The 20,528-nt window shown below is 67.5% G+C and carries 18 protein-coding genes; 12 read left to right on the top strand and 6 right to left on the bottom strand.

Features of this window, described 5'->3' with window-relative positions; genetic code table 11:
- Positions 1-5 precede the first annotated feature (5 nt).
- Positions 6-1,367 carry a UbiA family prenyltransferase gene (locus ACQ5SP_RS12710; protein WP_430938756.1) on the bottom strand — a complete coding sequence of 454 codons (1,362 nt, stop codon included), beginning with the start codon at positions 1,365-1,367 and terminating at the stop codon, positions 6-8.
- 413 nt (positions 1,368-1,780) lie between these two features.
- Between ACQ5SP_RS12710 and ACQ5SP_RS12705 the strand changes: the two genes are divergently transcribed.
- The 8 genes from ACQ5SP_RS12705 to ACQ5SP_RS12670 all read left to right on the top strand — a co-directional run bounded on the left by ACQ5SP_RS12705 (position 1,781) and on the right by ACQ5SP_RS12670 (position 9,171).
- Entirely contained in the window at positions 1,781-1,978 is a 198-nt protein-coding gene (locus ACQ5SP_RS12705) for a Flp family type IVb pilin (RefSeq protein WP_430938755.1), read from the top strand.
- A 184-nt stretch (positions 1,979-2,162) separates the two neighbouring features.
- Positions 2,163-2,363 carry a pilus assembly protein gene (locus tag ACQ5SP_RS12700; protein ID WP_430938754.1) on the top strand — a complete coding sequence of 67 codons (201 nt, stop codon included), beginning with the start codon at positions 2,163-2,165 and terminating at the stop codon, positions 2,361-2,363.
- Between the two features lie 229 nt (positions 2,364-2,592).
- Positions 2,593-3,450, top strand: coding sequence for a Flp pilus assembly protein CpaB (cpaB, locus tag ACQ5SP_RS12695; RefSeq protein WP_430938753.1), 858 nt, complete (start codon positions 2,593-2,595; stop codon positions 3,448-3,450).
- 416 nt (positions 3,451-3,866) lie between these two features.
- Positions 3,867-5,117, top strand: coding sequence for an AAA family ATPase (locus ACQ5SP_RS12690; protein ID WP_430938752.1), 1,251 nt, complete (start codon positions 3,867-3,869; stop codon positions 5,115-5,117).
- A gap of 17 nt (positions 5,118-5,134) precedes the next feature.
- Entirely contained in the window at positions 5,135-6,634 is a 1,500-nt protein-coding gene (locus ACQ5SP_RS12685) for a CpaF family protein (protein ID WP_430938751.1), read from the top strand.
- A gap of 4 nt (positions 6,635-6,638) precedes the next feature.
- Positions 6,639-7,607 (top strand): type II secretion system F family protein, encoded by a 969-nt coding sequence (locus tag ACQ5SP_RS12680; protein WP_430938750.1) that lies wholly within the window; start codon positions 6,639-6,641, stop codon positions 7,605-7,607.
- An 11-nt stretch (positions 7,608-7,618) separates the two neighbouring features.
- A complete protein-coding gene (locus tag ACQ5SP_RS12675; RefSeq protein WP_430938749.1) occupies positions 7,619-8,629 on the top strand; it encodes a type II secretion system F family protein in 1,011 nt (336 codons plus the stop codon).
- Positions 8,630-8,673: 44 nt separating this feature from the next.
- Positions 8,674-9,171, top strand: a complete 498-nt coding sequence (locus ACQ5SP_RS12670; protein WP_430938748.1) for a prepilin peptidase — start codon at positions 8,674-8,676, stop codon at positions 9,169-9,171.
- On the opposite strand, the gene ACQ5SP_RS12665 is transcribed toward ACQ5SP_RS12670, so the two are convergent.
- Positions 9,168-10,802 (bottom strand): hypothetical protein, encoded by a 1,635-nt coding sequence (locus tag ACQ5SP_RS12665; protein WP_430938747.1) that lies wholly within the window; start codon positions 10,800-10,802, stop codon positions 9,168-9,170. The two genes, ACQ5SP_RS12670 and ACQ5SP_RS12665, sit on opposite strands and share 4 nt — an antisense overlap.
- Positions 10,803-10,936: 134 nt before the next feature.
- Between ACQ5SP_RS12665 and ACQ5SP_RS12660 the strand changes: the two genes are divergently transcribed.
- From ACQ5SP_RS12660 to pdeM, 3 genes are all read left to right on the top strand, one after another.
- A complete protein-coding gene (locus tag ACQ5SP_RS12660; RefSeq protein ID WP_430938746.1) occupies positions 10,937-12,247 on the top strand; it encodes an ATPase in 1,311 nt (436 codons plus the stop codon).
- Positions 12,248-12,322: 75 nt separating this feature from the next.
- Entirely contained in the window at positions 12,323-14,728 is a 2,406-nt protein-coding gene (locus ACQ5SP_RS12655) for a ligase-associated DNA damage response DEXH box helicase (protein ID WP_430938745.1), read from the top strand.
- Positions 14,729-14,828: 100 nt separating this feature from the next.
- Positions 14,829-15,482 carry a ligase-associated DNA damage response endonuclease PdeM gene (pdeM, locus tag ACQ5SP_RS12650; RefSeq protein WP_430938744.1) on the top strand — a complete coding sequence of 218 codons (654 nt, stop codon included), beginning with the start codon at positions 14,829-14,831 and terminating at the stop codon, positions 15,480-15,482.
- Here the strand turns inward: pdeM and ACQ5SP_RS12645 are convergent.
- Positions 15,479-16,249, bottom strand: coding sequence for a LytTR family DNA-binding domain-containing protein (locus ACQ5SP_RS12645; protein WP_430938743.1), 771 nt, complete (start codon positions 16,247-16,249; stop codon positions 15,479-15,481). The genes pdeM and ACQ5SP_RS12645 overlap by 4 nt on opposite strands.
- Positions 16,250-16,456: 207 nt before the next feature.
- On the opposite strand from ACQ5SP_RS12645, the gene ACQ5SP_RS12640 reads away from it, so the two are divergent.
- Complete coding sequence (locus ACQ5SP_RS12640; protein ID WP_430938742.1) at positions 16,457-16,822, top strand: PaaI family thioesterase; 366 nt, start codon at positions 16,457-16,459, stop codon at positions 16,820-16,822.
- A 12-nt stretch (positions 16,823-16,834) separates the two neighbouring features.
- On the opposite strand, the gene folD is transcribed toward ACQ5SP_RS12640, so the two are convergent.
- From folD to ACQ5SP_RS12625, 3 genes are read right to left on the bottom strand one after another with little or no spacing between them, the layout of a single operon-like run.
- On the bottom strand, positions 16,835-17,737 hold the full coding sequence (folD, locus tag ACQ5SP_RS12635; RefSeq protein ID WP_430938741.1) for a bifunctional methylenetetrahydrofolate dehydrogenase/methenyltetrahydrofolate cyclohydrolase FolD: 903 nt from the start codon (positions 17,735-17,737) through the stop codon (positions 16,835-16,837).
- 10 nt (positions 17,738-17,747) lie between these two features.
- Positions 17,748-18,665: a bifunctional 5,10-methylenetetrahydrofolate dehydrogenase/5,10-methenyltetrahydrofolate cyclohydrolase gene (locus ACQ5SP_RS12630; RefSeq protein WP_430938740.1), complete on the bottom strand. Its 918-nt coding sequence runs from the start codon at positions 18,663-18,665 to the stop codon at positions 17,748-17,750.
- A gap of 23 nt (positions 18,666-18,688) precedes the next feature.
- The gene (locus tag ACQ5SP_RS12625; RefSeq protein WP_430938739.1) at positions 18,689-20,365 is read right to left on the bottom strand and encodes a formate--tetrahydrofolate ligase; all 1,677 of its coding nucleotides are present in this window, start codon (positions 20,363-20,365) and stop codon (positions 18,689-18,691) included.
- Positions 20,366-20,528 lie beyond the last annotated feature (163 nt).

The following is a 20,528-nucleotide window of genomic DNA, read 5'->3' as shown; positions in this document are numbered from 1 at the left end:
CCGGGTCAGGGCCGCATCCAGTCGGGCCAGACCAGCCCGGCGGCGTAGAACATGAGCGTCAGCGTGAAGAAGATCAGCGCAAGCCCGTAGCGGTCGCGCAGCGCGAAAACGATCGGGTCGTAATCCTGCTTGCCCGTCCAGCCCAGCCAGACCATGCGGATCAACCAGGCCGCCACCGGCACCAGCGCCAGCCAGAGCAGCCATCGGCGCGGATAGAGTTCGGTGCCCGTCTCGCTGAAACCGTAAAGGAAAAAAACCAGCAGCGCGCCGAAGGTGCCCAGCCCCGCGACGTTCAGCAGGTCGCCGCGGTCGGGCCGGCCATAGCCGCGCCCCGGCAACCTCTCGTCGCTGGTGGCGAGGGTCAGCTCGGTCAGCCGCTTGACGCAGCCCAGCGTGATGAAGATCGGGTAGATGAAGGCGATGAGATACCCCGTCGCCGGAACGCCCGCCGCGACGGCGCCCGCCAGCACCCGGATGGTGTAGAGCCCCGCCAGCGTCGCGATATCCACCCAGCGCATGCGTTTCAGCCGCAGGGAATAAGAGAGCGACAGCCCCATATAGAGCGCGAGCACCCCCAGAAGCGCCGGGCCGATGGCCAGCGCCAGTCCCAGCGCGCCGAGCGCCAGCAACGCGGCAGCGATCATGCCGACGGCGATCGGAACCGCCCCCGCCGCAAAGGGACGGTGGCGCTTGGTCGGGTGCAGCCGGTCCGCTTCGAGGTCGAGAAGATCGTTGACGATGTAGATGGACGAGGCCGCGGCGGAGAACGCCACCATCCCCAGCAGGACCGGGCCGAGCAGGCTCCACCCGAAGTCATGCGCCGCGATCAGCGGCAGCAGCAGAAGGACGTTCTTGACCCACTGGTGCGGCCGGAGCGCCCGGAGAAGAGCCCGCCACTGCCAGCCGGCGGATTGGGCAGGGCCAGGCCCGTCATCACGGCGCGGCGGACCGATGTAGTCATAGCCGTCGCGGCCGAAGGCGGCGTCCAGCGCCCGGCGCCGCGCGGCCCCGCGCAGATGCGTTGCGCCGTCGGAGGCCATGACCTCGGCATCCAGTCCCATCGCGTCACGCAGCGCCGTCGCCATGCGCGCATCGCACGCGGTCACCAGGGTCACCGGACGGCCCGCGGCCCGGGCCTGCTCAATTCGGGCGGCCACGTCGGGACGGGACGGCAGGAGATCGGCGCGCAGCGACGCAAGCCGGAACAGGATCGCCTTCAGCCGGGCCGGCCGCCCCAGGTTCCGCAACACCGCGCCCATTGTCGCAAGCGGCGCCCGCCCGAGCGCCGACCAGAAACATTCCAGGGCCAGGCCGGTCGGCAGCAGCGCCGCGTCGGCATCGACCACCAGCGGCTTCCCCTCAGGCATGCGCGCCTCCCCGCGGCGGGCGCCCCCGGCCGGGCCGGGGCACCCCAGTTTTCGTTTTCAATTCAATCCGTATTCGCAAAAACCCGGGCGGTTTGCCAGTGCGAAGCGCGGTTTTCGTTCGGAAACCAATTCCGGTTTTGCCGGGGCGGCGCTGCGCCCGCCAGATATGATAATGCGCTGTTCCTGCACCCGAATAATCCGGCCCCCCCGAAGAATCGAAAAATGAAAATTCCTCCTTAAGACCTCGCATTTTCTATGAAATTGAACGATCCGCGCCAAACTCCTGCCCCAATTGAACGGCCATATAGCGATCGTGCCGAGGCGGTGATCCGACCAAGACAGAGGCTTTTCGGACCCCTCACCCTCTCGACATCGAGTGGAAACGCATGAGCGTGTTTACGTTGGAGGAACACATGAAACTGATCCAGGCGATCAAAACCTTCAAGGCCGACGAGTCCGGCGCCGTCACCGTCGACTGGGTCGTGCTCACCGCGGCCATCGTCGGCCTCGGGATCGCGGTTCTCGCCGCGGTGTCCGGCGGCGTGGGCAACCTGTCGACCGATATCGACAGTGCCCTGTCGAGCTACGGAACCACCGCCTACTCGTTCTGAACGGACGGGCAGGCAGGGGATGCCACAAAACCGCGCCCGGCTCCGGGCGCGGTTTTTTCGTCCGCGCCGCCTCTTCCGTTCACGGAATGACCCATGCAGAAACACGCTTTGGCCGCATTTATCGATTTTAATTCATAGTGTTGTCATTGCCGGCGCCTCGCCGTCGGCAGAACGATGATCGAGGATGATCGACATGATCGAACGCGCGAAAACCCACCTGATCCATGATGACAGCGGCGCTGTCACCACGGACTGGGTGCTGCTGACCGCCGGGATCATCGGCCTGTCGCTGGCCGTCGTCGGCGCAATCACCGGCGGCGTCGGCGATCTTTCCACCGACCTGGAAAGCACCCTCTCGCAACAGACCATCAATGGCTCGTTCTGAGACCGGGGGCGCGGGTGGCACATTGTTCATCGATATCGCGCAATCCCGGATCAGCCGCCGCATTATCAACATGCGATCATTCTTTTGCCGCATTCATCGGCAACACTGCGCGCCGGTCCGGACCGGGGCATGGGCATCCGGGACGCGGGGCGACAGCCTCTAGAGAAACATCGCCGGAAAACGGCGACCGGGCACGCATGCGCGTGCCAGACGATGGAAAGGGATTGAGATGCGACTGATGTTCGCCTTGGTGCTGATGATCGGCCTCGGCCTCGCCGGGTTCGCCGTCTACATGGCACAGGATCGCTTCACCGAATACCAGGTAGCGCTGGAGCGCCAGCAACAGGCGCTCCGGAACAACGTGCCCCTCTCTCAGGTCTTCGTGGTCAACCGCCAGGTGCGCTACGGGGAACGCCTGACGAAGGAGGACGTGCGTCTCCAGGCCTGGCCGTCCAACGCCATTCCCGAAGGCGCCTTCCTCGCCGACTCGAACCTGTTCCCGAAGAACAGCGACGAGGTCCGCTCGGTTCTGCGCACGATGGAAAAGCACGAGCCGGTCCTGAAGGTGAAGGTCACCGAGCCGGGCGCGGATGCCGGGGTCACCTCGCGGCTCGCGCCGGGCATGCGCGCCTTCGCGATCCGGGTCGACGTGGCGACCGGCGTGTCCGGTTTCCTGCGGCCGGGCGACAACGTGGACATCTACTGGTCCGGCCGGACGGGCGGCGGCGACGTCACCCGGCTGATCCTCGACAAGGTTCGCCTGATCGCCATTGACCAGATCGCCGACGAGGATCGCAACCAGCCGACCGTGGCCCGCACCGTCACCGTCGAGGTGTCGCCCAAGGCCGTCGGCACGCTGGCCCAGGCCCAGTCGACCGGGCGGCTCTATCTCTCGCTCCGCGGGGTGGAGGACAACAACGCGACCGGCCAGGTCGAGATCGACCAGCAGGAGCTGCTCGGCATCGAGGAGCAGATCGTCAAGAAAGAGCCGACGACGAAGACCTGTTCGATCCGGACCCGCCGCGGAACCGAGGTGGTCGATATCGAGATCCCCTGTCCGGATGGCGACGGCCCGGACGGCAGCTGAGCCAGCCCCGGAAACCACGTGAACCACGGCTCTGAAATATCTGACTACATGACAGAATCGCGGATCACGACATGGACAGACCCAAGCCAGAGCCCGCCCCGCAAGGCGGGCTCTTCGCTGTCTGGCCGGCCGCTGGTGGCCGGCCGGTCCCGCTTTCGCGCGATGGCGGCACCCGATGCCGCGCGGGCGGATTTCCAGACCGGAAACAGATGCGCGTTCCACAATAATATCGTTTTTTGGGCCGTATTTATGCCCAACTTCGCAGCCAGTTTCGCAGGATGGGACGGGAGAGCCGCGACCGGAGTCGCGATCCCCCGTCGCAATGATGAAGGTGCGGCACCGTCGCGCGGCCGGAGGATCCGGCGCAGGGGCGACACTGCCCGCGCTTTGCCGACAGGACCGGAGGGGGCGTAACTATGACGAGTAATACCGCGTTGAAGCAGGAACCGGCAGCTATCGAGGCCTGCACGATCGCAAGAGACATCCAGACCTTCGATCTTCTGATCGAGGACATGGAACAGGAGCTCGGTGAACGCTGGGGCGACCTGAACTTCGAGGACGGGCTGGCCTTCATGGCCGAACCCGAGGCCGTCAACCTGACATTCGTCGCCATCGCGGTGGACGCGCAGGACGAGCCGAATTTCGACACGGTCGGGGACATCATCCGATCGGCCAAGGGACTCGGGGTCAAGGTGATCCTGATCGCCGACGATCTGAGCCCCATGGCATTGCACCAGCTGTTGCGGATGGGGGCGGACGACTTCGTGCCCTACCCCCTGCCCGACAACGCGCTGCAGGACGCGATCGAGCGTCAGATGAAGGCGGCCGCCGCGCCCACGCTGCTGCTGTCGAACCCGACGGGCGGTCCGGCGACGGGCGGCGGCGGACGCGACCACGAAGGCGTGGTTCTGCCGGTCCACGGCCTGTCGGGCGGCGTCGGTGCGACAACGCTGGCGGTGAACCTCGCCTGGGAGTTGGCGACCGCCTCGAAGATGGACGCGCCGAAGGTCTGCTTGATCGATCTCGATCTTCAGTTCGGCACCGTCTCGACCTATCTCGACCTGCCCCGCCGCGAGGCGGTCTACGAGCTTCTGTCGGACACCTCGGCCATGGATGCCGAGGCGCTGGACCAGGCGATGATGAGCTTCCAGGACAAGATCAAGGTTCTGACGGCGCCGTCCGAAAGCCTGCCGCTGGACTTCCTGAGCCAGGACGACGTCTCGGCGATCATCGACCAGGCGCGGCACGACTACGATTTCGTGGTGGTCGACATGCCGACCACGCTGGTGCAATGGACCGAGACTGTGCTGAACGCGGCCCAGGTTTACTTCGCGCTGGTGGAACTCGACATGCGCTCGGCGCAGAACGCGCTGCGCTTCATTCGGGCGCTTAAGGCAGAGGACCTGCCCTACGAGCGGGTGCGCTACGCGCTCAACCGGGCGCCAAAATTCACCGACCTGTCGGGCAAGTCGCGCGCCAAGCGCATGGCCGAGAGCCTCGATATCGACATCGAGCTCTGGCTGCCCGACGGCGGCAAGCAGATCCTTCACAGCGGCGACCATGGCATGCCGATCTTCAACACGGCCAAGAAGAACCCGCTGCGCAAGGAAATCGAGAAACTGGCGAAATCCCTGCAAGACCTCATCGCGGCCGAAGCAACCGCATGACGCATTCGAGGTGACCCGTGTTCAGTCGTTATCGCAAGGACAGTAAACCGGCCGCGTCTCCCGCGGCCACGGCGGGCAGCGCCAAGCCCGCCGCCGCGACGCCGGCCGGCGCCGGCAGCGCGGAGCCCATCGACCTGCAACAGGTGGCCGCGCTGAAGGCGCAGGCCAAGGCCGCGCCGCGCAAGAAACCGGCCGCCCAGGCCGCGCCGACCCGCCCGGTGCCCGAAGATAAGGAACAGAAGCGCCGCGACAAGCTCTCCGAGGTGCGCACCGAGCTGCACAAGATGCTGCTCGACACGCTGAACCTCGCCGCGCTCGAACATGCCTCGGAAGCCGAGCTGCGGGCCGAGATCACCTCGATCTGCGCGGACGGGTTGAACGAGATGGGGGTCGTGCTCAACAAGGAAGAGCGCGCGATCCTCAACCAGGAACTCTATGACGAGGTGACGGGTCTCGGCCCGCTGGAGCCCCTTCTCAAGGACGACACCGTCAACGATATCCTGGTGAACGGTCCGCAGCAGATCTTCGTGGAACGTGACGGCCGGCTCGAGCTGACGACCGTCCGCTTCAAGGACGAACGCCACCTGCTGCGCATCATCGACAAGATCGTCTCGGCGGTGGGCCGGCGCGTCGACGAGTCCAACCCCTATGTGGACGCGCGACTGGCCGACGGTTCGCGTTTCAACGCGATGGTGCCGCCGATCGCGGTGGACGGCAGCCTGGTCTCGATCCGGAAATTCAAGAAAGACAAGCTCGGCATCCCCGATCTCGTCCGCTACGGCGCCTTTTCCGACGAGATGGCCGCCTATCTCGAAGCCGCGGTCGCCTGCCGGCTCAACATCATCGTCTCGGGCGGCACGGGCTCGGGCAAGACGACGACGCTCAACGCGCTGTCGTCCTTCATCCACAACGCCGAGCGGATCATCACCATCGAGGACACCGCGGAACTGCAGCTTCAGCAGGTCCATGTGGGCCGGATGGAAAGCCGCCCGGCCAATGTCGAGGGCCGCGGCGCGGTCAGCCAGCGCGACTGTCTGAAGAACGCGCTGCGGATGCGGCCCGACCGGATCATCGTCGGCGAGACCCGCGGCGAGGAGGTGATCGACATGCTCCAGGCCATGAACACCGGCCATGACGGGTCGATGACCACGATCCACGCCAACTCGGCCCGCGACGCGGTCAGCCGGCTCGAGAACATGATCTCGATGTCCGGCATCGAAATGCCGATGAAGGCGATGCGCCAGCAGATCGCCTCGGCGGTGAACCTGATCGTGCAGATCAGCCGCCTGCAGGACGGCTCGCGCCGGATGGTCTCGGTCTCAGAGATCACCGGGATGGAGGGTGACGTCATCACCATGCAGGAAATCTTCAAGTACCAGCGCGACGGGCTGGACGGAGACGGCCGGATCATCGGTCGTTTCATGCCCAGCGGCATCCGCTCGCATTACTCGGAACGCTTCCGCCAGTGGGGCTATGACCTGCCGGCCAGCATCTACGATCCATCGGCCGCGGAGTAACGTCATGACGATCAGCATCGAACCGATCATCTACGCCCTGATCTTCGTGGCGGTCCTGCTCCTGGTGGAGGGAATCTACCTCGTCGTCTTCGGGAAATCGATCTCGCTCAACAACCGGGTGAACCGCCGGCTCGACATGCTCGAGAAGGGCGGCACGCGCGAGGCGGTCCTGGAACAGCTCCGAAAGGAGATGAACCAGTACAACTCGGCCAAGTCGATCCCGATCTACGCGATCATCGCGAACAAGGCGCAGAAGGCGAATATCGCCTTCAACCCGAAGGCCCTCGTGCTGATCATGATGCTGCTCTCGGGAATCTGCTTCGGGCTGCTGACGCTGTTGACCGGCGCGGCACTGCCGGTGCGGATCGCGGTCTCGGTCGCGATGGGGATCGGGGCGGTCTATACCTGGATCGACAACAAGGCCAAGAAGCGGCTCGCCCTGTTCGAGGAGCAGCTTCCCGATGCGGTGGAGCTCATGGTCCGGTCGCTGCGGGTCGGGCACCCCTTTTCGAGCGCGGTCAACATCGTCGCCAAGGAGGTGCCCGATCCGCTCGGCACCGAGTTCGGCGTGATCGCCGACGAGGCCGCCTATGGCGGCGACATCACCGAGGCGCTGAAGGACCTGGCCGAACGCGTGGACATGCAGGACGTCCGCTTCCTCGCGGTGGCGGTGACGATCCAGCAGCAGTCGGGCGGCAACCTCGCCGAGATCCTCGACGGTCTTGCCCGGGTGATCCGCGCACGCTTCAAGCTGTTCCGCCGCGTCAAGGCGATCACCGCCGAGGCCAAGTGGTCCGGCTGGTTCCTGTCGGTCTTCCCGATCGTGGCCCTGGTCGGCATCAGCGTGCTGGAGCCGAACTACTATGACGAGGTCAAGGAAACCTCGCTCTTCATCCCCGCCGCGATCGGCGTGGGCGTCTTCCTCGTGGTCAACGTCATCTACATGAAGATGATGGTAAACATCAAAGTCTGAGGAGTCCGATCATGGACGCGTTCAACCGCCTGAACGATTTTCTCGTGACGCAGTTCGGCCCGCTCGGGCCGCTCTTCGCGACCGGGATGCTGGGGGTTCTGCTGATCTCGGCGGTGCTGCCCTTCCTGGTGCAGCGCCGCGCCGACCCGCTGGATAAGCTGCGCGACCAGGTCCCGCATCCTTCGGCGCTTCACAAGCCGGGCAACCAGACCCAGGCCAAGGCGAACCTGCGCCAGAAGGAAAGCTCGCAGAAGCTGGACAAGTTCGCCACCTTCCTCGAACCGCAGGACGAGGGCGACTACAGCGAGGCCCGCAAGAAGATGATGCAGGCGGGCTACCGGTCCAAGACCGCGATCCGCACCTATCACCTCGCGCAGTTCGCGCTGGGCGTTTCGCTGCTGATCTTCGGCGCGCTGATGGCGATCCTCACCTCCTCGGCCGACGGCATCAAGGTGCACAGCCTGCTGCTCTGGATCATCCTGCCGGGGCTCGTGGGCTACTACACGCCGGCCTACTGGGTCGAGCGCCGCCGCCAGGCCCGGCAGGAAGAGATCGTCAACGGCTTCCCTGATTCGCTGGACATGATGCTGGTCTGCGTCGAGGCCGGCCAGTCGCTGGACCAGTCGATCATCCGCGTGGCCAAGGAAATCCGCGCCGGTTTCCCGGCGCTTGCCGACGAATACGAAATCGTCGCCCACGAGATGAAGGCCGGCAAGGACAAGGTCAACGTGCTCAAGGACATGGCGGAACGCTGCGGGGTTCCCGACATCTCGTCCTTCACCACCGTGCTGATCCAGTCGGCCAGCTTCGGCACCTCGATCGCCGAGGCGCTGCGGGTCTATGCCGGCGAGATGCGCGACAAGCGGGTCATGCGGGCCGAGGAAAAGGCGAACGTCCTGCCGACGAAGCTGACGCTGGGCACGATGATGTTCACCGTGCCGCCACTTCTGATTATCCTGATCGGGCCGTCCGTCTATGACATCATGGACGTGCTGGGCGGCGGTGGCGGGGGCCTGCCGTAAGCGCCCGCGCCGCTGTGCGACTGGAACAGGACCGGGACCCAAACATGGACACGACTCCCGCGCAGGCGCTGCTGTTGCTGATCGCCGCCTTCCCGATCTCGATCTGGGCGGCGTGGAGCGACATGAAGTACATGCGCATCCCCAACCCGTCGGTCGTCGCGCTGACGCTCGGGTTTCTGGTCCTCGGACCGATCGCGCTGCCCCTCGACGTCTTCGCCTGGCGGCTGCTCAACCTCGTGGTGGTGCTCGTCGTGGGGTTCCTGCTCTCGAGCGCCGGCAAGCTCGGGGCGGGCGACGCGAAATTCGCGGCCGCGGCCGCGCCCTATATCGCGCCGGGCGACCTGTTCGCCTTTCTCTACATTCTCGCCTTCGGGCTGCTTGCGGCCTTCGCCACGCACCGCCTCTTCCGCGCCCTGCCCGCGATGCGCCGGGCGACGGCCGACTGGCATTCCTGGACCGTGACGCGGGACTTTCCGCTGGGCTTCGCGCTGGGGGGCATCCTGATCTTCTATCTCGGGCTCGCGGCGCTGCAGCCGGCCTAGCGCTGCGCGTCCGCGCGCTCCAGCAGGATGTAATGATCGCTCCGGCGCACCTCGGTGAAGACGAGATCCGGCCGCTCGGCCAGCGCGGAGAGGATGTGGTTGCGCATCGGCAGCGCCGTCGGACAGAGCGGCACGAGAAAGAGATCGGACCGCGCCAGCGCGTCGAGCCCGCCGTAATACCATGGCGCGCCCCCCTCCAGACGCTCCCCCGCCCCGAAGAGCCAGAGCCCCGAAACCGCGTCGGCCATGAAGATCGTCCGCCCGTCCGCGAACCCGGCGTCACGCAGATCCGCGGCCATCGCGCTGTACATGCCGACATTGCCGGTGGTCAGCGCGCAATGCGGCAGCGGCTGGCCGTAGAGCATGGCGAGCGGCTCCTCGCCGACCCGGCGCGCCTCGCGCTCCGGATCCTCGTAGGAGAGCCGCGTGCGCGCCGAGAGGTTGAAGGCGCGCTTCTCGTGGACCGCGAAATCCGCATGTGCCGGGTCCGGCAGGATCGGCACGTACTCGGCCGCGGGCAGCTGTGCATGGCGCACGGGGCTGAAGACGATATTGACCAGCGACGGGCCGATCAGCGCGAAGGCCACCACCGCCGCCGTGGAAATGGCATTGCGCATCTCCCAGCCGATGCCGTTGCGCAGGTTTCGCTCTGGACGCAGGGCGAGCAGCAACACCGCCACCAGCACGAGCCATTGCGGATCGTTGCCCCAGTTCTGGTAGGTGACGTAAACGAAGCCCGGGACGAGCAGCAGCAGCACCACCCCGGCCACGAGCCGCTCGGACTGGCGCAAAAGCGCCACCGCCAGCAGAAGAAGCCCGTTCGACAGCAGGAACCTGGCGCCGATCAGCAGTTCCGCCAGGCCGTCGCCCGGGCGCGGGCGCACCTCGCTCTGCGCCACGAAGACCAGATCGGCGAGATAGGCCTGCCAGTAGGCGACCCCGAAGGCCAGCGTCATGGCGCCGACCACGGCAAGACCCGCCAACAGCGCCGTGACGATCGCGCCCCATTGCTCTCGCAGCAGCAGCGCGACCAGGACCGGCAAGATGAAGGCCGCCACATACGTCGCCTTGATCAGCGCCAGCGCCGCGATGCCGAGCCCCAGCACCAGGCCGTCGACCAGAGCCGACCGGCGCGGGCCGGGATCGACCAGCGCGACGACCAGGACGACGAAGGTGATCGCCCAGGCCCAGCGGTTGTAATGCATCGAGATCGACACGCTGGTATCCGGCGCACCATGTACCAGCGCCACGACGAGCGTGAGCACCAGGAACCCGAAGACATAGGCCAGCCGCGGTCCCAGCCGGGTGACGCCCGCCCACCAGACGGCGGGCAGCAGCAGCCCGGCGACGAGGATCTGCCCGGCCAGGATCGCCTTGCCGATCCCCATCCCGAACCCGACGAAGAGCGAGAACGGCGCAAAGGCGGCAATCCCCACCGGCGTCATGAAATCCAGATGCGGGATCTCGCCCAGTGCCATGCGCAGGACGATATCGGCCAGATGGATGGAATCGCCCTCGTGCTGGTTGATCAGCAGCGCCCCGCGGCCGATCTGCACCAGGGCCTCGACCGCCAGAAGCGCCACAAGATAGATCAGCAGAAGCGTACCGTTGGGTCCAGTGGCTCTGCTCATGCCTGCCTCGTTCCATTTTTTCGCCATAGTATTCCGGCAGGGTCCCACATGCAAAACAAAGACGGACGGGGCGGATCCGCCGGGCGCGAGGCGCGTCCGGGCCACCGCCCCAGAAGCAACGCCGAGGTCGACCCATGAACATGCATCCCGGGGACGTGCTTGCCCCGCCGCCGCCGCGCTCTCTTGCCGATACGGGGCTCAACATCGTGATGATGCGGGACATCCTGCTCAAGACGATGTTCCGCCAGAACCTCGAGACCGTGTCGCAGGTCTCGCGCGCGGTCTGCCTGCCGATCCCGGTGGCACAGGAACTCGTGGATCTCGCGCGCGAGCAGAAGCTCGTCGAGGCGATGGGCAACATGCACGCCACCTCGTCCTCGGAGATGGTCTACCAGCTTTCCGAGGCCGGCCGGGCCCGCGCGCTCGACGCGCTGTCGCAATCCGAATACTACGGCGCGATGCCGGTTCCGCTCGACGTCTATTACGAGCAGACCCGTCGCCAGTCGGTCACCAACATCCAGATCACGCGGCAGATGCTCGAGGGCTCTATGGGCCATCTCATCCTGCCGGAAGGCATGCTGGAAAACCTCGGCCCCGCGGTCAGCTCCGGCCGCTCGATCCTGCTTTACGGGCCGCCGGGCAACGGCAAGTCGTCGATCTCGAACGGCATCCGCGACGCGCTCGGCGACCGGATCTACGTGCCCCGCTGCATCGAATATGCCGGCCAGGTCATCACGGTCTACGACCCGATCGTGCACAACAAGGCCGAGGCGCTCGAGGACGATCCGACCTCGCTGCGGCGCAGCTCCAACCGGTTCGACCAGCGCTACGTGCTCTGCGACCGGCCCACGGTGATGACCGGCGGCGAGCTGACGCTCGACATGCTGGACCTGAACTACAACAAGACCTCGCGCACCTACCAGGCCTCGCTGCAGCTCAAGGCCACGGGCGGCGTCTTCATCGTCGACGACCTGGGCCGCCAGCAGGAGCCGCCGCAATCGATCATCAACCGCTGGATCGTGCCGATGGAGGCGGGCTACGACATCCTGGCGCTGCAGTCGGGCGAGAAGTTCGAGGTGCCATTCGATACGCTGGTGATCTTCTCGACCAACTTCCATCCGAACCAGATGTTCGACGGCGCGGCGCTGCGCCGGATCTTCTTCAAGATCAAGATCGACGGCCCGACGCAGGAGGAATTCCTCAAGGTCCTGGCGATGATCGCCAAGAAGAAGGGCATGCCGCTGGACGAGGACAGCCTCGTGCATCTCGTGCGCAACAAGTATCCCGAGATCGGCAATGTCTATGCCAACTTCCACGGCCCCTTCCTCGTCGACCAGATGGCGGCGATGTGCGACTACGAGGGCCAGCCCTACCGGATGACACCGGAGCTGGTCGACCGGGCCTGGGCGAACCTCTTCGTGCGCGACGAAGAAATCCATCACTGACGCCGCGGCCGCGGCCGGGCCGATTTCCGGCGGCGGGGGCTTTCCCCCGCCGCGCGGACCGCTACTCTCGGCCCGATGGCCGAGCTGCCCCCCCTCTTCGCCGACTGGTTCGCGTCCCGCGGCTGGTCCGTACATCCGCACCAGGCGGAGATGCTGGCGCGCGCCGATGCGCCGGCGCTGCTGCTGGTGGCACCGACCGGCGGCGGCAAGACCCTGGCGGGCTTCCTGCCCAGCCTGGCGGAACTGGCCGACCGCCCCCATGAGGGGCTGCACACACTCTACATCTCGCCGCTCAAGGCGCTCGCGGCCGATATCCGGCGCAACCTGACCGCGCCCGTTGCCGAGATGGGCCTGCCGATCCGGGTCGAGGACCGGTCGGGCGATACCACGCAGACCCAGCGCCGCAAGCAGCGCGCCTCCCCGCCCCATATCCTGCTGACCACGCCCGAGAGCCTCGCGCTGCTGCTGTCCTACGAGGACGCGCCGCGCATATTCGCCGGTCTGCGCCGCGTCATCGTGGACGAGATCCATGCCCTGGCCGAATCGAAACGCGGCGACCAGCTGATGCTGGGGCTCTCGCGACTGCAGACGCTGGCGCCGGGGCTGCGCCGCGTCGGGCTCTCGGCCACGGTCGAGGATCCGGCGGCGATCGCCCGCTTCCTCGCGCGCCATCCCGATCCCTGCGAGATCCTGCGCGCGGACCCGGGCCCCGACCCCGAGATCGCCATGCTCGAGACCGACACGCCCCCGCCCTGGGCCGGCGGCGGCGGGCGCTACGCGATCCCGGCCGTGCTGGAGGAGCTGCGCCGCCACAACACCACGCTGATCTTCCACAACACCCGCGCCCAGGCCGAGATCTTCTTCCACGCGCTCTGGCAGGCCAATTCCGACAACCTGCCCATCGGCATCCATCACGGCTCTCTCTCGCGCGAGGCCCGCCAGAAGGTCGAGGCCGCGATGGTCGCCGGCGAATTGCGCGCGATCGTCTGCACCGGCTCGCTCGATCTCGGGATCGACTGGGGCGACGTGGACCTGGTGATCCAGGTCGGCGCGCCGAAGAACGTCAAGCGGCTGGTGCAGCGGATCGGGCGGGCCAACCACCGCTACAACGCCCCCTCCAAGGCGCTCCTGGTCCCCGCGAACCGGTTCGAGGTGGTGGAATGCCGCGCCGCGCTGGACGCGGTGCGCGCCCATGACCTCGACGGCGCACCCCGCGGCCCGGGCCCGCGCGACGTGCTCTGCCAGCATATCCTGATCGCCGCCTGCGCCGGCCCCTTCGCGGCGGACACGCTCTATCGCGAGATCCGCGCGGCCGGCCCCTACGCGGCCCTCACCCGCGCAGAGTTCGACGATTGCCTCGAATTCTGCGCCACCGGGGGCTACGCGCTCCGCGCCTATGATCGCTGGCAGCGGCTGAAGCAGGGGCCGGACGGGCTCTGGCGGCTGCGCGATCCCCGCAGCGCGCGCAACATCCGCATGAATATCGGCACCATCGTCGATTACGAGACGGTCAAGGTCCGGCTGAAGAACCGGCGCGGCGGCGCCCCGCTCGGCGAGGTGGAGGAAGCCTTCGCCGCGTCGCTGAGCCCCGGCGACACGTTTCTCATCGGCGGCCAGGTCGTGCGCTACGAGGGGCTGCGCGAGATGGTGGTCGAAGTCAGCCGCGACCGCGGCCGCGCGCCCAGGATCGCGGTCTTCATGGGTACCAAGATGGCGACCTCGACCCTTCTGTCGGACCGGGTTCTCGGCATCCTCCAGCAACGAAGCTGGCCGGACCTGCCCGGCCACACCGCCGACTGGCTCGCGCTTCAGCGCCGCATCTCGCGGCTGCCCGCACCGAACCGGCTGCTGATCGAGAGCTTCCGGCGCGAGGGTCGCGCGCATAGCTGCATCTACGGCTTCGCGGGGCGGAACGCGCAGCAGACGCTGGGCCTCATGCTGACCCAGCGCATGGAAGCGGCCGGGCTGCAGCCACTCGGCTTCGTCGCCAGCGACTACGCGACGCTGGTCTGGGGGCTCGAGCCGCTCCGGGATCCGGCGCCGCTCTTTACGCGGGCGGGGCTGCGTGACGCGCTGGAGACCTGGCTGGCCTCGAACGCCGTGATGAAGCGCACCTTCCGCGCCTCGGCCATCGTCGCCGGGCTGATCGAGCGCAACATGCCCGGGCAGCGGCGCAGCGGGAAGCAGGCGACCTTTTCCTCGGACATCCTCTACGACACGCTGCGCAAATACGATCCCGACCACCTGCTCCTGCGCATCACCCGCGAGGAGGCCATGCGCGGGCTGGTGGATTTCAGCCGGCTCGAGGCGATGATCGACCGGATCGGCGACCGGATCGACCTGGTCGCGGCGCCGCATGTCACGCCGCTGGCGGCACCGCTCCTGCTCGAGGCCGGGCGCGTCCCGATCGAGGGCGCGGGCGCGGCACGGCTGATGGACGAGGAAGCCGCCCGGCTGATGGCCGAGGCCGGGCTCGGATAGGGCCGCGGCCCTCCAAGTGGCGGAAATATCCCCGCCGGAGGCATGGAATCGCCGCGCAGCGGCCCTTGCGCGGCGGCGCCACAGGGTGTTTCTGACGGGTATGCACGGGCATGACTTTCCCCTCGCGGACGCGACCCTCACGGCGCTCGGATCGGGCGCGCTGTTCTGGCGCGCGGAGTCGCTCCTTTGCGTCTCGGACCTGCATCTCGGCAAGGCCGAGCGGATCGCCCGGCGGGGCGGTGCGCTGCTGCCCCCGTTCGAGACCCGCGACACGCTCGCCCGGCTCGCCGACGACATCGCGTCGACCGATCCGGCGGTCGTGGTCTGTCTCGGCGACAGTTTCGACGATCTCGCGGCGGCCGGCGGTCTCGGCGAGGCGGAGCGGAGCTGGCTGATGCAGCTCATGGCCGGCCGGCGCTGGATCTGGGTCGAGGGCAATCACGATCCGGGGCCGGTCGATCTGGGCGGCACGCACCGGGCGGAGCTGGCGCTCGGGCCGCTGGTCTTCCGCCATATCGCCCGTCCGGACGCCGCCGGCGAGGTCTCGGGCCATTATCATCCCAAGGCCCGGCTCGCCCGCCGGAGCCGGCCGGCCTTTCTCGTCGACAGCCGGCGCGTGATCCTGCCTGCCTACGGCACCTATACCGGGGGGCTTGCCTGCCACGCCCCGCCCCTGGCCGGGCTGATGGGTCCGCAGGCGATCGCGATCCTGACGGGGGCGCCGCCACGCGCCATGCCGATGCCGCGCCGCTAGATGAGCCCGGCGGCGCGCACCGCCGCGCGGTACTTGCGGCTGACCGGGACATGGGCGCCGGTCTTCAGCACCAGGACGTCGCGCCCGCGCTCGCGCTGATGCCGGACCACCGCCTCCGGCGCGATCCAGTGCGAGCGGTGAACGCGCAGCCCGTCAAGCCCCTCGAGCTCGTCCAGCGCATCGACGAAACGCATCAGCAGCCGTTGCCGGCCGCGGGCCGTGACCACCTCGACGTAATGGTCATCGACCGAGAGATGCAGGATGTCGCTGCCCATGTCGGCGGAAAGCCGGCGCAGCAGGCGCGGTTCTGCCGTGGAGTCTTCGGGCGCGGACGCGTCGGCCTCGGCGGCCGCGCGCCCCGCGCCCGCCAGGAAATAGCGGAAGATATTCACCCAGAGCGCCACCGTGAACACGACCAGGGCAAGATACCAGACGGGCGGCATTTCCTCGTGCGGAAAGTCCAGCACGACGCAATGGAACCAGTACAGGAACCAGGTGAAGAGACCGGTGAAGACCAGCACGCGCGCCAGCGCCACGGGCCAGTAGCCGAAGCGCAGGGTGTGGCGATCGCTCAGCACGAGAAGCGCGGTCGCAAGCAGGATCGACGCGCCGATGAAGCCGCCCCAGTAGACCAGCCGCTCGGGCAGGGCATAGGACGAATAGGTTCCGAGCGGACCGGTCAGCGCCGTCAGGAGCGTCGCCAGCGCCCAGGATCCGAGTGTCAGCGGCCGGAGCATCCGCACCAGGACCTCGATGGGAAAACGCACCGCTTTCGCGACCACCGCTATTGGGAGAAACCTGTCTGCCAGGATCAAGTGCCGCACATCAGGTCCTGAACGGTTACGAGAACTCAACATTCGATATACTATGCGTCTGGCCCGCTTGTTGGATGGATGAAATGTTGCCACATGGAAAACGCGACAGGCAATCACCGGTTTGAGTCAATCCGTTGCAGTTTTGACCTGCAGGCGCTGATGCGCACGCTCGGCGCCGAGATGATCGAGATTGCGTCCGGGCGCTGCCGGATCGCGGCGCCGATTCTGCCCTCGGCCACCCAGCAGCACGGATATGCCCATGCCGGGCTGACCTTCGCCATCGGCGACAGCGCGGCCGGCTACGCGGCCCTTTCGCTGATGCCGGAAGGCAGCGAAGTCCTGACCAGCGAGATGAAAATCCATCTCCTGGCCCCGGGGAAAGGGGATCGGCTGGTCGCCACGGGCAGCGTCGTCAAGCCCGGCCGGCGGCTGATGGTGGTGCGCGCCGATGTCGTGGCGGAGACCGGCGAGGACCGCGTGCCGGTCGCCACGCTTCTCGGAACGATGGTGCCCGTTACCGGGTGACGCCAATCCGCGTCAGGCCGTCAGCCCCTCTGGCTCGGGCAGGCCGTTGGCCCGGCAGCAGGCGGTCAGCGTGTTGGCCAGAAGGCAGGCGATCGTCATCGGCCCGACCCCGCCGGGCACCGGGGTGATGGCCCCGGCCACCTGTGACGCGCTTTCGAAATGAACGTCACCGACGAGCCGGTGCTTGCCCTCGCCCTTCTCGGGCGCCGGCACGCGGTTGATGCCCACGTCGATCACCGTGGCGCCCGGCCTGATCCAGTCGCCGGTGACCATCTCGGGGCGCCCGACCGCGGCGACGAGGATATCGGCCTGCCGGCAGACGGTCTCGATCTCGCGGGTGCGGGAATGGGCGATGGTGACCGTGCAGCTGTCGCGCAGCAGGAGCTGCGCCATCGGCTTTCCGACGATGTTCGACCGTCCCACGACCACCGCGTTCATGCCCGAGAGATCCCCGTGCTGGTCGCGCAGCATCATCAGGCAGCCAAGCGGGGTGCAGGGCACCATCGCCTTCTGCCCCGTCGCCAGCAGCCCGACATTCGAGATATGGAAGCCGTCCACGTCCTTGGCCGGGTCGATGGCATTGATGACGGCATCGGCGTTCATGTGACCGGGCAGCGGCAGCTGCACGAGAATGCCGTGCACCGCCGGGTCGGCGTTCAGGCGCGCGACCAGGTCCAGCAACGCGGCCTCGGACGTGTCGGCGTCGAGCTTGTGCTCGAAGCTTTCCATCCCCGCCTCGACGGTCTGCTTGCCCTTGTTGCGGACATAGACCTGGCTGGCCGGATCCTCGCCCACCAGCACGACCGCGAGGCCGGGCGTGATCCCGTGCGCGGCCTTGAGCCGGGCGACCTGTTCGCCCACGCGGGCCCGCACCTCGGCCGAGAAGGCCTTTCCGTCGATGATCTTGGCGCTCATGGATCCTCCGTCAGGACTCTGGGGTGGCGAAGCTGTCGCGGGTTTGGGCCATCTGGAGCCGCGTCGCAAGGGTGGCGTTCTTCAGCAGCACGGCCACCGTGACCGGCCCGACCCCGCCGGGAACCGGCGTGATCCAGCCCGCGACCTCTGCGCAGCTGTCGAAATCGGCGTCGCCCACCGTGCGCGCGCCGCCAGGCGTCTCGATCCGGTTGATCCCGATATCGATCAGCGCCGCGCCGGGCTTGATCATCTCGCCCGTGACCAGCCCCGCCCTGCCGACCGCGACGAAAACCGCGTCCGCGCCGCGGGAATGCATCGCGACCGACCGGGTCATGTGGTGGCAGACCGTCACCGTCGCACCCAGTCCCATCAGCAGGAAGGCGATCGGCTTGCCGACGATCTCGGAATGCCCGATCACGGTGACGTCGAGACCCTCGATCTTCAGCGGCAGGGTCTTCAGGATCTCGACCGCGGCCACCGCCGTGCAGGGGCCGAGGGCGAGATCGTTATAGACGATGTTCCCGATCGAGGCCGGATGCATGCCCTCGACGTCCTTGAGGGGATGCACGGCCCTTTGCAGCGCCTTCACGGGAATATGCGCCGGCAGCGGGCGCTGGATGATGATCCCGTTGACCCGCGGATCGGCGTTCAGCCCGTCCAACACGTCCGCCAGCTGCTCGAGCGTGGTCCCGGCAGGGTAGTGGCGGGCCTCGAAGCCGACGCCGGCGGCGGCGGCCGCGCGCGCCTGGTTGCGGACATAGATCTCCGACGCGGCCTGGTCGCCCACGCTGATCGAGACCAGCCGCGGCGCCCAGCCGGCGTCGGCGAGCGCTGCCACCTCGGCGGCCACGGCGGCGCGCATCCGCGCGGCGATGGACCTGCCGTCGATCGCCGCCGCGCGCCGTGCCGGGATCAGGGTCTCGACCATCGCGCCGCCCCCGGGAACGGGCCTCAGAAGAGGCCCTCGACCTGGCCCAGGTCGTTGAGCCCGATCGCCTCGGCCGAGGGCACGCGCGGCAAGCCGGGCATGGTCATGATCTCGCCGCAGATGACCACGATGAAGCCCGCGCCGGCCGACAGCCGCACCTCGCGCACCGGGACGGAATGGCCGGTGGGCGCGCCACGGCGCGACGGGTCGGTGGTGAAGCTGTACTGCGTCTTGGCCATGCAGACCGGCAGCTCGCCATAGCCCGCGGCCTCCCATTCCTTGAGCTGGTTGCGCACCTTGGCGTCGGCCAGCACCTCGTCGGCGCGGTAGATGCGCTTGGCGATGGTCTCGATCTTCTCGAAGAGCGGCATGTCGTCCCGGTAGAGCGGCGAGAACTGCGAGACGCCGCTGTCGGCGATCTCGGCCACGCGCGTGGCGAGTGTCTCGGTGCCCTTGCCGCCCTCGGCCCAGTGCTTGCAGAGGATCGCCTCGGAACCCTGCGTCTCGACGTAATCCATCACCGCCTTGACCTCGGCCTCGGTGTCGCCGGCGAAATGGTTGATCGCCACGACCACCGGCACCCCGAAGCTTTTGACGTTGCCGATGTGCCGGCCCAGATTGGCGCAGCCGTCCTCGACCGCCGCGACGTTCTCGGCGCCGAGATCCTCCTTGGCGACGCCGCCGTTCATCTTCATCGCGCGGACCGTGGCCACCAGCACGACGCAGTCGGGCGCGAGCCCGGCCTTGCGGCACTTGATGTTCATGAACTTCTCGGCCCCCAGGTCGGCGCCGAAGCCGGCCTCGGTCACCACGTAATCGGCCAGTTTCAGCGCCGTCTGCGTCGCCACGACCGAGTTGCAGCCATGGGCGATGTTGGCGAAGGGGCCGCCATGGACGAAGGCCGGGTTGTTTTCCAGCGTCTGCACCAGGTTCGGCTGCATCGCGTCGCGCAGCAGCACCGTCATCGCGCCGTCGGCCTTGATGTCGCGGGCGTAGATGGGCTGCTTGTCGCGGGTATAGGCCACGATGATCGCGCCCAGCCGGCGCTGCAGGTCGGCCAGATCGGTCGCGAGGCACAGGATCGCCATGACCTCGGAGGCCACGGTGATGTCGAAGCCGGTCTGGCGCGGGAAGCCGTTGGCCACGCCGCCGAGCGAGGTCACGATGTCGCGCAGCGCGCGGTCGTTCATGTCCATCACCCGGCGCCAGGCGACCCGGCGTTCGTCGATGCCGAGCTCGTTGCCCCAGTAGATGTGGTTGTCGATCATCGCCGAGAGCAGGTTATGCGCGGCCGTGATCGCGTGAAAGTCGCCGGTGAAATGGAGGTTCATCTCCTCCATCGGGACGACCTGGGCATAGCCGCCCCCGGCCGCGCCGCCCTTCATGCCGAAGCACGGGCCGAGCGAGGCCTCGCGGATGCAGATCGCGGCCTTCTTGCCGATTCGGTTCAGCCCGTCGCCGAGCCCCACGGTGGTGGTGGTCTTGCCCTCGCCGGCCGGGGTCGGGTTGATGGCGGTGACCAGGATGAGCTTGCCGTCGGGGCGATCCTTCACGCTGTCGATGAAGTCGGCCGAGACCTTGGCCTTGTCATGGCCGAAGGGCAGCAGGTGATCGCCGGGAATGCCCAGCGTCTGGCCGATCTCCTGGATCGGCTTCTTCGTCGCCTCGCGTGCGATCTCGATATCGGTCTTGTGCGCCATGACTGTCCCCTTGCGCTCGGATGTCGGTGATCCGGGTTCCACTGGCCTGATAGCCGCGAAGCACGGGGGCCGACAGCGGCGTTTCCGACACATTTGGATCGGGAACCGTCGAAATGTCGCAGCGGTGGTTTCCCATGGGAAACGGCGCGGCGCGCGCGGCGGG

Origin of the sequence: Rhodovulum sp. YNF3179 (assembly GCF_050586465.1) — a bacterium.
Classification (GTDB): Bacteria; Pseudomonadota; Alphaproteobacteria; order Rhodobacterales; family Rhodobacteraceae; genus CAJXYS01.
This window is presented reverse-complemented; position numbering and strand designations above follow the sequence as displayed.